Raw genomic sequence first — 13,952 nt, forward strand, 5'->3', positions numbered from 1 at the left:
AGGAGCATATAAAACGCATATTCTACATGAGGTAATAAAAATGAGTAACGAACCTGATAAGATCATTTATTCTATGGTCAGGGTAAGTAAATTTTACGATAAAAAACCTATCCTTAAAGACATTTCTCTATCGTATTTCTACGGTGCAAAAATCGGAGTTCTCGGTCTTAACGGATCCGGTAAAAGTTCACTCCTCAAAATTTTAGCAGGAGTTGATGATAGCTTTGAAGGTGAAACCCATATTTCCTCAGGGTATACTATTGGCTACTTGGAACAGGAACCGCTGGTAGATGAGACCCGCACTGTCCGTGAAGTTGTTGAAGAAGGTGTTGCTGATATTGTTGCACTGGTTAATGAATTCAACGAAATCAACGCCCAGTTTGCCGAACCGATGGAACCCGATGAAATGGACGCTCTGCTTGAACGTCAGGCAAACGTGCAGGAAAAAATGGATAACTGCGGAGCATGGGATATTGATGCCCGCCTAGAAATGGCAATGGACGCATTACGCTGTCCTCCGGCCGATACTCCTGTATCCGTAATTTCCGGTGGCGAAAAACGTCGTGTTGCTCTTTGTCGTCTTCTTTTGCAGGAACCGGATATTCTTCTTCTTGATGAACCTACCAACCATCTGGATGCAGAATCTGTATCGTGGCTGGAAAGACACCTGCAGAACTATGCAGGAACAATCATTGCTGTAACCCATGACCGCTACTTCCTTGATAATGTAGCCGGATGGATACTTGAACTTGACAGAGGTCGCGGTATCCCTTGGAAAGGCAACTATTCCTCATGGCTGGAACAAAAAGAAAAACGCCTTTCCAACGAAGCTAAATCCGACGACAAACGCCGTAAGACACTTGCCCGTGAGCTTGAGTGGATTCGTATGTCACCAAAAGGCAGACGTTCCAAAAGCAAAGCGCGTATCAGCGCGTACGAATCACTTGCAAATCAGCAGTCAGACGAATACTCAAAGGAACTTGAACTTTATATCCCACCGGGACCACGTCTTGGAAAGCAGGTAATTGAACTTTCCGGTGTACATAAGACAGCAGGAGACAAACTGCTGCTAGAAAATACAAGCTTCATAATACCAGCAGGAGCAATTGTAGGCATCATCGGCCCCAACGGAGCAGGTAAAACAACTTTATTCAAAATGATTGCCGGACAGGAACAACCTGATCAGGGATCTGTAACTGTAGGGGAAACGGTTCAAGTTACGCATGTTGACCAGCATCGTGATGCCCTTGATCCTGAAAAAACTGTCTATGAAGTTATTTCAGGAGGAAACGAGTTTGTTAAACTTGGTGACCGTGAAATTAACGCTCGTGCATATGTTGGTAAATTTAATCTAACAGGTTCTGAGCAGCAGAAGAAATGTAAAGTTCTATCAGGCGGTGAAAGAAACCGTGTCCATTTAGCACTCATGCTGCAGGAAGGCGGAAACGTTCTACTTCTTGACGAACCGACTAATGATCTTGATGTTAACACAATGCGCGCACTTGAAGAGGGACTTAACAACTTCGGAGGATGCGTTCTTGTTATCTCACATGACCGTTGGTTCCTTGACCGTATAGCAACTCATATCCTTGCCTTCGAAGGAGATTCGTCTGCTTACTGGTATGAAGGTTCGTACTCTGAATACGAAGAGGACCGCAGAAAAAGACTAGGCAAAGAAGCGGATCAGCCACATAGAATTAAATATAGAAAGCTTACACGATAAAACTTGAGGAAGCATTAAAACAGCCTCAAACAACACACTAATTGTGAATTTTTATAGTTTAATCAAAAGCTTACACAACTGAATCACAAAAATAAATGGGTAGAGGCCAAAAACAGCTTCTACCCATTTATTTTAAAAAATATAAAACTAAATATCCTTGATAGCGTGCGATAAAACCTAAGATAATTGTACTTTTGTACCACTATCCACAACTTTAAGCTGAGCTGGACAGACCTGATTTCGCCCGCATTTTTTGGCGCGGTAAAGCTGCTCATCGGCTTCTTGCAACAATTGAGAGAAATCTTTCTGCAATCGAAGTTCAGCCACTCCTATACTCACCGTCACAAGCAACTGGACGTCATCTACAATACAAGGAGATTCACATACCTTTCTCCGCAGTCTTTCAGCGACAATAGTAGCGTGATAAAGACTGGACTGAGGCAGAATCACAACAAACTCCTCTCCTCCCATACGCCCCAGAAAATCAACATCACGCAATACTGAACTGCACCTTCCGGCAGTTTCCTTTAAAACATGATCACCTACAGAATGCCCATATTCGTCATTAACCTTTTTAAAATAATCGATATCCATCATCAAGACAGAAAGCTTGTTATTAAATCTAATGGAAGACTTGAATAGACTTTTTCCAGCTTCCATCACTCTGCGCCGACTGCAGGTACCTGTCAAATCATCATACTCTACAAGTCGTTTTAAATCACAATTTGCAGCATATTCCCGCCTAAGTGACTTACCGAAACTGCATAAAAAGAAAAGTCCAAAACAGTTTGCCAAAAACAGATACAAGGTGGATGTAATAAAAGTACCACTGGCAACAGGTATAATTGAAGATAGAGATATAAGGTACAGCAATGTACCACACAATGCAGCTGATAGTGAAGGCAGTGTACGAGTAGGGAGCAGTATATAATAAGCTAGAATCAAAAAGACAGTGGCAGGAACGCTAAGAGAACCAATTACAGAGAACTTCATTAAAAGTTCCAATGATTCAACCATGATAAACGAAAACATGCATACAGACATGATCATGTATTGTATTTTAGCCCTGACTTTATCAACAAAGAGCATGATAAAAGCCATAGAACCTAAAACACAAACCCCAACACGGGCAAGAACCATCTTATGAAATTCAGGCCCTGCCCCAAGATCATAAAAATCACTGCATGCACCTATAATATAAGCAGTAATCGAGAAAAAATATAAAAATAATATTCGAGCACGGACAGACGGCCATTTAACAATTTGAAAATTTTCTTCTGCCTTTGGGTCCTTAAACTCTCCAAGCCAATTTAATTTATCCACAACGACCCCTTATTTAAAAAAACAAGGAGTAGGCTTAACTACTGCACTATTTTAAGTCAAGCTGACAACAATATTGCCACCAAAGTATAGAAGAAATAAAGGTATTCTAAAATAAATACAATTTATGTCACAATGAATCTTAACCAACCAATATCTATTAACTACTCAATTCCACATTATTAATCTGACCATTTTCAAAAAATACAGACAATTCCTTATTATCACCGCCTACAGTATAAACATTTGCAATCCATTTTTCAGAAACAACATCATAGTCATCTGTAAAACCTGCTAAAATCCATTGGAACCTGGATACAGACTGCATTTTTGAAAAATATTTTTTAAGATCTGCTGGACATACTTTGGACAACCCAATGCAAGACCGCCAAAGATGAAGACTGGATAAAACAATTTTTAGATCAATCCCTTCCATAAATTGATTTTGCACATCTAAAATGAGAGGCCTAACGACTTTGCCCGTAGAGCTCGAAAAAGAATGGATAAACTTTTGATGGTCTGGACCACACAACTCATATGATTGTATTTTAACAGGTGAAATATGACCAAAATAAAATATATTCACTGTAATATCATCAATGCTAAAATCAATTTTGAGCAATGGAAGCTTTCCGCGTTCCTGAATAACATCAATTCCTTTAAAACAAAAAACATCCGAGCTGACAGAAACTGAAAGTGGCACTAGTGCTTTAAAATCATCAGATTGAGTCATTGCAAGAAAGCATAGAGGAACTTTTTCAATAACCTCTGGTAAAATATTTGATTCAAGCACTATGAACACCTTTCTTAAAAGCTTTCGTTAATAAATCATTTCTGTTCGAGATCGGAGCAAAAATTTGGACTGTGCTCAGCCGTAACTTTTTTCAGGCCCTCGTTAAAATTTTTTGCATCTGAACCATTATCAGGAAGATTTGCCCCTGTGTAAGGAGGCCACTCCAGAGAGCACAGGCAAACAGTTTTTCCAGCCCATGCTGTACCTAGAAAGCACAGACTTGCAAGCCAGCAAAATATTACCTGTTTATAAAAAAATTTATCCTCACCCCAAACTCCTGATGATGTAAAAAAGTTCCTCTCAAGCTATCATTTTCAAATCCAAAAGTCATAATCAAAAAGTCATAACCAAAAAGTACATTTTAAATTATGCTGGATTTAAGAAAAATGTACATTGCATTCCGGTTATAAATCTGTATTTATCTCTGCCACAGACACTGAATTTCAGCAGGAAAATTTAATGAACAAGATTTTGACTTTAAAGCAGTTTCAGGATTTAGCTTTTGAGATGATCAACCTAGAACCCTATGTTGAAGTGACCGGCGAGTCATTTATCATGGGTAATGAGGATGAAGGAATTGAAAAAGTTGCCTCTGTATGGGGATTTTCGCGATATAGTAAGCCTGGCTATGAAATAATATACGACTGGGTTGCAAAAGGAAATCTTGATGGATTTCTTATAGACATGTTTAATTTTACAATCGAACCATATAACAAAGGTGACTTTTCTCCAATATTCAAAGGGGCTGTTGTTCTTGATGATTATAAGGAGCCTTTTGCCGGACATGAAATTTCACAGAAATTACTGGAGCTGATTAAACCAGAAATGTGGATAAAATGGATTCCTGAATTTCTTCCTGAACCCAGGATGTTAATCTGACAACAGCATACTACATTTAAGAGATCATCATTTACAAGAAGACGTACCAATGATACTTATTTCTTTATGAATAAGGACTCTTTTAACCGCAGCAAAGTATTCACAGTTGTGATACATATTTTGCTGCTATTTTTATATACAGATATTACTCCAGCACAGTGTGACACATTACTATATCCTATAACAGATCCATATAAAGCCACAATATTTGGCACTCCTCCTGAGTTAATACATATCTTTAAGCATCCGGTAGAAACAACCGAATGTACAATTGCAATTGAGAACAGAAGAATACCTGATATTTTTTGGTACAATGAAGACTTCTTCTATACAACAGCCATGCAAGATGAAGAAGCTCCGCTTGTATTTATTATTGCAGGGACTGGATCGGAGCATGACTCTGTAAAGATGAAATTCCTGACTCAGCTATTCTACGAAGCCGGATTTCATGTTGTAGCACTTTCTTCTCCCACACATATCAACTTTCTGGTCAGTATTTCTAAATATGCAGCTCCTGGATATGTGCCTAATGATGTTAAAGATCTATACAGGGTTATGAAATGGATTAAAGCTGAACTTGAACAGGATCATAAAATTAAAAGTTTCAATGTTACAGGCTACAGCCTCGGAGCCATGCATTCAGCTTTTATTTCCAAACTCGACGAAGAACGAAAAGATTTCTGTTTCCGAAGGGTGCTTCTTATAAATCCTCCGGTAAGTCTGTATAATTCAGCTCTGCGTTTTGATTCATGGCTCAGCCCTGAAAACCTTGGAACAAAAACACCACGACAAGTCATTGACGAGTTGATTAAGGCTTTCTCCGAATTATATGTCCACTCTAATATCGTGGACCTTGATGACAACTTCCTTTACGCCCTTTCACGCCACAATAAATTTGCTGAAATGGATCTTAAAGCCATTATCGCTGCTTCATTCAGATTAACATCGGCAAACATGATCTTCTGCTCCGATGTCTGCCTTAATGCCGGCTACGTTGTACCGGTTGATAAGCACCTAAGCACCGGTGACAACCTTATGCCTTACATCAAAGTAGCTGCGGCTATAAAATTTGCAGACTACATTGATGAGTATCTATTGCCGTATCTGCAATTTATTAAACCGGGCACAACAAAAGGCGATGTGGTTAAAAATTGCAGTTTGAACAGCATCGTAGACTATCTGTCTGAAACAGATAAAATTATGGTTCTCGGCAATGAAGACGACATCATCTTAAACCAACATGACGTCGATTTTATCCGCAAAACATTTGGTAGTAGAGCTGTCCTTTTCCCTAGAGGAGGGCACTGCGGAAACCTTATGTTTAAACCATTTGCCAGTAAGGCGCAGGAGATGTTGAAGCGATGAAAGCCATTGCACGACATATAATTCTGATCTGCGCTGTGCTGTGCGTCTCAGGGTGCGCAGACCTGCATAAAAACGCTCCTGATATGACTCTTTCGCCTAAAGGTTTCATTGCTCCCGTTTCAAGAGCACCCATTTCAGCAGCTAATCGTAATAAAGAAGCCAATCTTGATTTTCTGGAAGTAGATGATCCATGGGAACCTATGAACAGGTACATCTATTCCTTCAATGCAAGGTTTGATCGCGTGATATATCTCCCGCTGACTAATGTATATACAACGGTAACTCCGAGTATAGTTCGCGCAGGAGTAACCAACTCCATCAATAACTTAAACGAAGTCAAATCGTTCACTAACGGTATTCTTCAAGCCAGTGGAGATAGGACCTTCACAGCATTTTCCCGCTTTCTCATTAACTCGTCTATTGGAATTCTGGGAATTATGGACGTAGCTTCTGAATTAGGAATTAATTGCAAAGAAACAGGATTTGGAGATACTTTGGCAATATGGGGAATCCCGCATGGACCGTACACAGTCATGCCTCTCTTCGGTCCTTCAAATGTGCGTGATACCATAGGATGGGGGGGAGACTTTGCATTACTCTGGTATGAAATGATCTGGGTGTATGATCTTGCAGGAATTCAGGACGGAAGAACAATCATCGGCATAGGAGAAGCAGCTGTCCGTGGAGTGAACTTACGGGCAAATGTTCCTTTTCGATATTATCAGACAGGTTCCCCTTTCGAATATGACTTGATCCGCTTCCTTTACTCAAAGAAAAGAGAGCTTGATTTAGAAAAATTAGAGAAATGGCCACAGAATGATGATAAAAAAGATAAACAGGAACAGTCTACCCCAAACAACACTGCTAATTAAATTTTAACATAACTTTTCAGATGAATTGTACTGCACCAGATCTTAAAAACCTACCGATAAAATTTATTTCTGTATTCAAGAGGTGTAAGCCCTGTCTTTCTTTTAAACAGTCTTCTGAATGAAGAGGCATCTTCATAACCGACAAGCCCTGTAATCTCTTCAATATTCTTCCTGCTTACTTCAAGCATATGACGGGCAGCTTCAATTCGGAGCTGCTGTAAATAGTTGTACGGAGTCTGTCCTGTCGCACGTTTGAAACGTCGTAAAAAAGACCTCTCTCCCAGACCTGCTTTTCGTGCAAGCTGTTCAAGTTGAATTCGCAGATGATAATTCTCCTGCATCCATTTCTGGACCTCAGTAATATTATTATCAGAAAATCCAGCTACGTCATCACTATACTGATCAAACATAAAATAAGGAGTCTGAACATGACGTGTAGAGTCCATCACCAGCATTTTAGCACAATGTGATGCTGCTTCACGGTCCATATATCTGGCGATAATATGTAAAGCCAGATCCTGCCATGCCATTGCCCCTCCAGCACAAATATAATTTCCGCCATCAATTAGCATCTGCTGAGCCTGCAAGTCGACATCAGGAAAATGATCCTCAAAATTTCGAACCAGATTCCAGTGAGTAGTCACAGATTTACCACGGACAAGACCCGCCTGCGCAAGCAAAAAAGAACCGGCACATGCAGTAGCAATAATTGTCCCCGTAGAACTCAAACGTTTCAACTCTTCAATCAGATTCGCACTTTCCAACAATTTATCAAGTCCTGAAAAAACTGGCGGAATTATTAATATATCTGGAGTTATGTCTGAAAGGCGTCCGCTCACAGCTACGGGAATTCCTGAAAAACCTGCAACGTTCTCACCATCATCACTCACAATTTTAAATCCGGTAAAAAGTGACTGCTCAACTTCTTCACCATGAGTACGCAGTGAGATATCATTAGCAATAGTCAAAATTTCAAGAGGACCAACCACTCCGGTGACCATACAATTATCAAAAACAAGAATTGATATTTCTGTCATAGCTCATTGTCGTTTTCAGCATTAATATTGTCAATACAGACACTGTTTAATTTTAGGGATAGGATCACAATCAATTATCTACTGAACATTTTTATAAGGAGATGATGAAATGAAGAAGCAGGCATTATTGATCATAGACATTCAAAATGACTACTTTGCAGGCGGAAATATGGCTCTGGAAAGAAGTTATGAGGCAGGAAACAATGCAACAAAGGTTTTAAAATATTTCAGAGAAATAAACAGACCTGTTATTCATATACAGCACAAATCAGTTAAATCAGGCGCAACTTTTTTCATACCCGATACAAAGGGAGTTAAAATACACGAATGTGTTGCACCAGCAGAGAATGAAACCGTTATCGTAAAAAATTTTCCAAACAGTTTCCGTGCAACAGAGCTTAAAGAAAAACTGAATCTCCTTGAAATTGATGAACTTGTTATTACAGGAATGATGAGCAACATGTGCGTAGATGCAACAACAAGGGCTGCTTTTGACTTAGGATATAATTGCAAAGTTATCCATGATGCATGCTGCGCTGCAAAACTAGAATTTAATAATACTGTCGTAGATGCTGATCAGGTACACGCCGCTTTTATGGCAGCACTTGGATCTGTATATGCAGAAATGCTTACAGCAGAAGAATTTATCAATAATTAAAATTCAGGCAGAGAGATCAACTCTCTGCCTGAATAAATTTAAATCAAGACAATATATTTTTAATACTCAACGTACATTCTGAACACGTATATACAAAATCAGCCCTATCATAGTCATTCCGATACCAGCCCATCCCAGCAGTCCGGGCAAAACTCCATTTAAAAGCAGGACTTCACCACCAAGGGAAAATACAACCTCCATGGATTGTGTACAGTCAGCAGCAGCAAGTTCAGCCGCAGAGCGCGCTTTATGACGGGCATAGAGAAAAAGACTGGTCGCCGCAATGCCTGAAAAAACGGCTACCAAAGCGGTATTGACTAACTGGTTTACACTTGGAGATGGCGGCGAAGTAACCAAAATGAGAACACCCCACAAAGGAAGTGATCCTAAAGTAAGAAGCAAAACACGGCAAAAGGGATCATCCATGGCAGGAGAATCCAAAGCTGGAATTAACCTACCACCGCCATTCATAGCTTCCCAGACAAGCTGGTTTCCGAACGGATATGCAAAAGCGGCGATAAACACTGGAACAGCGCCCAGCAAAACGGTTGCCCAAGAGCTGTCCTTCACACTCTCAAGATTAACCAGCAAAACACCGGCAAAAATAATCAGGGTCAACAGCATAGCCCGTAATGGTATTTTTTTACCAAAACCGAGCAGGACAATTGGAGTTGCCAGAATAGTTGTCTGCCATGTGGCAGCAACAACCCATCCGGGACTGTATGAGGCACTGAAAGTAATCAGAGCATAAAAAACACCGAAGCCGACTCCTCCGGCAATAGTCCAAAATTTAAAATGTCTGGCGTAAAGTTTTAAAGACTGGATGAATAATTTCCTGCGACCAATAAAAAGAGCAACCGAAAGAATTGCCAGCATCCAGAAGTAGCGCAAACTTGCAGACCAGACCCAATGCCCGCCGTCGAGACTCATAGCCCGGTTGAGCACAAATGTTGTACTGAAAAATAATGCAGCAAAAATTCCAGTTAAAATTATTCTCATCCAGATCTCCCTAAAAAGCTTACTCTCAATAATGAATTGATATGCAACAAATCTAGAAGATTACATAGTACAGATTGATTTAGACTTATATAAAAAAAACAGCCTCAAAAAAAGTCTCAAAGAGGTTGATTCACCTCTTTGAGACTTTATTGTCAGGAAAACAAGCAAAAGAATTAAAGCAATTCGTCAATTACAGCGATAAAAAAACTGGCTGCAACTGGAAGAATATCATCATCAAAATCAAATTTGCTGTTGTGTAGCGGTGCAGAGTCAGAGCCATTACCTATCCAGACATAGCATCCTTTAGTATATTTCATAAAAAATGCATAATCTTCAGCAGCCATAGAAGATTCCATATCCGTAACAACATTCTCAGCACCGACAGTTTTTTGTGCTGCTTTGAGTGCAATTTCAGAGGTTGTATTTACCAGTACAGGATGCTTGCGTACATAATCCAGCTCAGCCTCAACTCCGTAAATCATAGCAGCACCTTTAACGACCTGTCCTATTGAATCTTCTATGAGATCCTGAACATCTTCGTTGCAGGTGCGCACATTACCTTGAAGCATAACATTATCAGGAATGCCGTTGCGTAAGCTTCCGCCGTGCACCTGAGTAATGGAAACCACTCCCCTCTCATGAGAAGGAACCTTACGGGCAACAATAGTCTGCAAACCTTTTATGATATCAGCAACAGCAGCAAAAGGTTCATTACAGACATGCGGCATGGAGGCATGACCGCTCTTTCCGGTAACATGTACTTCAAAGCGGTCTTCAGATGCCATACATGCACCATGATGAACCGCAATTTTACCAGCTTCAAGTCCGGGCCAGGCATGATAACCGAAGAGATAATCGACCTTATATTTATCAAAGAAACCATCTTCTATGACTCGTAATGCGCCTTCGTATCCCTCTTCTCCAGACTGGAATAGAAGCAACACTGTCCCATTAAAATCAGAATGCTTGGAAAGATACGCTGCGAGAGCAATCAAAGAGGTGCAATGCCCGTCATGCCCACACGCATGCATCTTACCTTCCACCTGAGATTTATAAGAAAAGTCATTTTCTTCACTCATTTCGAGTGCATCCATATCAACTCTGAATGCAACGGAGGTATCCCCCTCGCAGCCTTTTATTTCAGCGACAAGAGAGTTTACCCCTATATCTTCATAAGAGATTCCATATTCATCAAGTTTAGATTTAATCAGCTTAACAGTGCTGAACGTATCCAATCCGACTTCAGGATTTTGATGAATCTGATGGCGGATAGCCTTCATTTCATCAAGAAGTGAAATCACTTCAGAATTGAAACCCATCTAAATATCTCCCATGAATTTAAGTACACCCTGCGCAATAGCAGCAGATGCTATATATGTAGACACCATGACGAAAATACTTACGATAACGATACGCCAGCCACTTTTCTTAAAGGCATCAAGGTCCTTACCGATAGCAATACCGGCATAAGCCAGAATTGGTGTAGTCAGGGCAAGAAAATTAACTTTTGCCACATATGCATTAATCACATCGCAAAATGGAAATGCCGGAACAGTAACAATTACTCCGTAAGTGATTACAAAAAGAACTGAAGGTATTTTTTTAAACACATACATATTGGTGGCAACACCGGCAACGCAAAGCAAGAGAAGAATTCCCATCCCAGGCAATGCTTCAACTGCATTATTATTAAATCCGACATGGTTACCGAGAAGAACCATAACGCTCACAATCAAGAGAACTACAAAAGATTCTAAAAGAGTCTGCTTCTTAGTCATTATAGGCCTCCGGACTTGTTTTATATTTCAACTTATAAAGATAACTGTAAAGTTTGTTGGACATGGGCAAAGCTATAATCAAGGACATGTAAACACCGTCAATTCCGGACAGTGTATTACTTGCAACACCGAAGGCTTGAATACCTTCAGCCATGGAAGGATAAGCTGCGCTCAAGCTGCCGACAGCTGCAGTCATCATACTGGCACTACCTACGCCGGAAGCCATTGCAAGTGCATATGGATGGAATATTTCAAATGCAGCCAGAAAGGAGGCCATGAGACCGAAAAAGATTGTTCCAAAAACAGTTCCGCAGATGTACACGCCCATAACGCCACGTCCCTCGGCAGAATCCAGTCCGTAGATATCACCGATAAGCGCAACATTAGGCTCACGGGCGATGGAATGAGCAGCACCGACAGATTCACGTTTAAGGCCTAGATACATAGCGATAGGAATACCCACAAAAAGTGTTGCGATGTTACCGAACTCCTGCAGAATCAATGCAGGTCCGGCTTTAAGAATCTCGTAAAATTTTGGACCGACAAGTGTTCCGTAGCGGGCCATAAGCAGGAGAAGAGTCAGCCCGACCAGAGTACTGGCCTGAAACATTTCTTTCTCTTTTACAACTTTCAAAAATTTAGGACCAAGGAAGATACCCATGAACATTGCATACAACATAGGCAGCAATACTAATTTACCGGGTCCCACCTTGAAGGTGATGATTCCGATGAGTTCAGAAACAACAACCAGTACAAGAACGACCAGATGCAGTTTCACATTTTTTACAGCATCATTCATATTTTACTCCACTCTGTCAGCATCTTCACACTGACAATTAAATGTTACCACTCCCCTGACGAGGATACACCTGAAACTCTTAACTGCCCCGTATAATGAGACAGACTATCATTCAGTAGTAATTACGGACATGTCACAATTATGACCGAAAGTCTGCCGAGAAAAATCATTCCATTAAATTAAAATCCGCACCATCTTTTTAGGTCTGCCAACCTTGTTGGCAACTTCTCTGCCATGAATCTCAGCATAACCACTGTCTAAAAATTTCTTGAGCACTCTTCTGGCACTCCGCTCTCCTATGCCTAAACACGATGCAAGATCTGCTGAATCAAAAACATCTTTACGGGTTTTATCCATGAGAGATTTAATCTTATCCAGATAGCTGGGACTTATACCAATTTCTCTGGATATTTTAAGCTGAGCCTCATCCACCACATGAGTTTTATACTCAAGCTCATCTGACTCACCGATGGGACCGCAAATCTGTTGACCATCCACAACAAAAAGCCCACCTTTTTTTAGCTTGGATGCATTGGCAAGAGCCTTACGGGCAGATTTTTCAGCTTCAAAAGCGGTCAAGCCAATCCCTATACCAGACGAAAAAATGATGTTTCGCTCTCTCCCCCACGCCAGCAATCGTTTAAAATGCTCACGGTGAGGTTCGCTTTCGATAAGACCACGAGTGGAAAAAATAACATGCTCCTCAGTACCGAAGTGAAAAAGACTTCCCTGAATTGCTCGGACATACTCCACAAGTTCAAGGTAGAATCTACCGCCGTTTTTCATATCATCATATTGATTGATTGAACTGCGGGTAATGGAATTGAATTTTATAAGCTGTATTGCAATACCGGCAGAACGCAGATTACGAGTTTTAATAAAACCAGTAAGGCGGGCAATAGAATCTCTTATTTGTAAAGTACTGGCGTAAAGTCTGAAGGCTGGAAGCCCGCGTTTCTTAAGCTCATTGTAGACATACCCAAATCCTGTAGCAATTGCCTCAACCTTTCCAGACTCATAAAGCTCTATATGCCGGTCAAGATATTCCTGCTCACACAGATGAAGGGCAAATGGCATAGAGTGAATATCCTCCAGCTCAACCCCGAACTCTCTTACAACTTCAACAAGAATATCATCACTTACAACATCAATACTTAGCCTACCTGATTTTATACCACTGCGATGCATTTCTGAAAGCATGCGCAGCAGACTATATCCTCCACGAGGAATATGTTCATATGGATTTGTTACTGAACCACAAGCCTTAGCTCCCTCTTGTACGGCAATGCCTGTAAATAGCGTACCCTGAGTTTCACGCTGGCACTGATCAAGTGCTTTCCATGAGTCCTCAACCCGCTCCTGCTCATAGGTACGCAAGCTGATATCAGGACAACATCGTCCAACAACTTCTTTAACAATCTCAATGGAATCAGCAGGACCAATACAGCCAATAATCATAAGTACTCGCTAAAAAAACAACCATTTTTAAACTATTACGTTTTGCTTAGCACAGGGGAAACAATCAATTTAGGCACTGTCACTAATAGGTCCGAAAGTGCATAAATACTGCACTTAGAGATCGGTTGTGTCAAGATGGAATTTATTTTTAATAAGTTAAAACTACGTTATATCGGCTAAATTTGCAATTTTACGTAATTATATAGAGTTTATATATTGCTTTGCGTACATTTAGCCAACTACTTTACTTATTTCGCAATAATTAATTCAA

General features: G+C 40.4%; 13 protein-coding genes. 5 read left to right on the forward strand and 8 right to left on the reverse strand.

The genetic code is table 11. From position 1 onward, the window contains the following. Positions 1-40: 40 nt before the first annotated feature. Positions 41-1,723, forward strand: a complete 1,683-nt coding sequence (gene ettA, locus H589_RS0108585; protein ID WP_027721648.1) for an energy-dependent translational throttle protein EttA — start codon at positions 41-43, stop codon at positions 1,721-1,723. A 177-nt stretch (positions 1,724-1,900) separates the two neighbouring features. On the opposite strand, the gene H589_RS0108590 is transcribed toward ettA, so the two are convergent. Both H589_RS0108590 and H589_RS0108595 read right to left on the reverse strand, forming a co-directional pair. Next, on the reverse strand, positions 1,901-3,046 hold the full coding sequence (locus tag H589_RS0108590) for a GGDEF domain-containing protein (protein WP_027721649.1): 1,146 nt from the start codon (positions 3,044-3,046) through the stop codon (positions 1,901-1,903). A 157-nt stretch (positions 3,047-3,203) separates the two neighbouring features. Beyond that, a complete protein-coding gene (locus H589_RS0108595; protein WP_027721650.1) occupies positions 3,204-3,836 on the reverse strand; it encodes a hypothetical protein in 633 nt (210 codons plus the stop codon). Between the two features lie 459 nt (positions 3,837-4,295). Between H589_RS0108595 and H589_RS0108600 the strand changes: the two genes are divergently transcribed. From H589_RS0108600 to H589_RS19430, 3 genes are all read left to right on the forward strand, one after another. Continuing rightward, on the forward strand, positions 4,296-4,715 hold the full coding sequence (locus H589_RS0108600; RefSeq protein WP_027721651.1) for a hypothetical protein: 420 nt from the start codon (positions 4,296-4,298) through the stop codon (positions 4,713-4,715). 66 nt (positions 4,716-4,781) lie between these two features. Then, positions 4,782-6,080 carry a hypothetical protein gene (locus H589_RS19425; RefSeq protein WP_051249677.1) on the forward strand — a complete coding sequence of 433 codons (1,299 nt, stop codon included), beginning with the start codon at positions 4,782-4,784 and terminating at the stop codon, positions 6,078-6,080. Next, on the forward strand, positions 6,077-6,952 hold the full coding sequence (locus tag H589_RS19430) for an MlaA family lipoprotein (RefSeq protein ID WP_035075512.1): 876 nt from the start codon (positions 6,077-6,079) through the stop codon (positions 6,950-6,952). Before H589_RS19425 ends, H589_RS19430 begins: the two co-directional genes overlap by 4 nt. Before the next feature lie 50 nt (positions 6,953-7,002). Here the strand turns inward: H589_RS19430 and H589_RS0108615 are convergent, their stop codons facing one another. Next, complete coding sequence (locus tag H589_RS0108615; protein WP_027721652.1) at positions 7,003-7,989, reverse strand: GlxA family transcriptional regulator; 987 nt, start codon at positions 7,987-7,989, stop codon at positions 7,003-7,005. A 109-nt stretch (positions 7,990-8,098) separates the two neighbouring features. Here H589_RS0108615 and H589_RS0108620 point away from each other — a divergent pair, with 109 nt between their 5' ends. Then, positions 8,099-8,647 (forward strand): cysteine hydrolase family protein, encoded by a 549-nt coding sequence (locus H589_RS0108620; RefSeq protein ID WP_027721653.1) that lies wholly within the window; start codon positions 8,099-8,101, stop codon positions 8,645-8,647. 66 nt (positions 8,648-8,713) lie between these two features. Here H589_RS0108620 and H589_RS0108625 read toward each other — a convergent pair whose 3' ends face one another. The 5 genes from H589_RS0108625 to H589_RS0108645 all read right to left on the reverse strand — a co-directional run bounded on the left by H589_RS0108625 (position 8,714) and on the right by H589_RS0108645 (position 13,681). Further along, positions 8,714-9,646, reverse strand: coding sequence for a DMT family transporter (locus H589_RS0108625; RefSeq protein WP_027721654.1), 933 nt, complete (start codon positions 9,644-9,646; stop codon positions 8,714-8,716). Positions 9,647-9,819: 173 nt separating this feature from the next. Next, complete coding sequence (locus H589_RS0108630) at positions 9,820-10,965, reverse strand: amidohydrolase (protein WP_027721655.1); 1,146 nt, start codon at positions 10,963-10,965, stop codon at positions 9,820-9,822. Beyond that, entirely contained in the window at positions 10,966-11,424 is a 459-nt protein-coding gene (locus tag H589_RS0108635) for a hypothetical protein (RefSeq protein WP_027721656.1), read from the reverse strand. Further along, positions 11,417-12,223, reverse strand: coding sequence for a DUF3100 domain-containing protein (locus H589_RS0108640; RefSeq protein ID WP_027721657.1), 807 nt, complete (start codon positions 12,221-12,223; stop codon positions 11,417-11,419). Before H589_RS0108640 ends, H589_RS0108635 begins: the two co-directional genes overlap by 8 nt. A gap of 174 nt (positions 12,224-12,397) precedes the next feature. Beyond that, positions 12,398-13,681 (reverse strand): hypothetical protein, encoded by a 1,284-nt coding sequence (locus H589_RS0108645; protein WP_027721658.1) that lies wholly within the window; start codon positions 13,679-13,681, stop codon positions 12,398-12,400. Positions 13,682-13,952 lie beyond the last annotated feature (271 nt).

The sequence above is a fragment of the Maridesulfovibrio zosterae DSM 11974 genome (genome assembly GCF_000425265.1).
Lineage (GTDB): Bacteria > Desulfobacterota > Desulfovibrionia > Desulfovibrionales > Desulfovibrionaceae > Maridesulfovibrio > Maridesulfovibrio zosterae.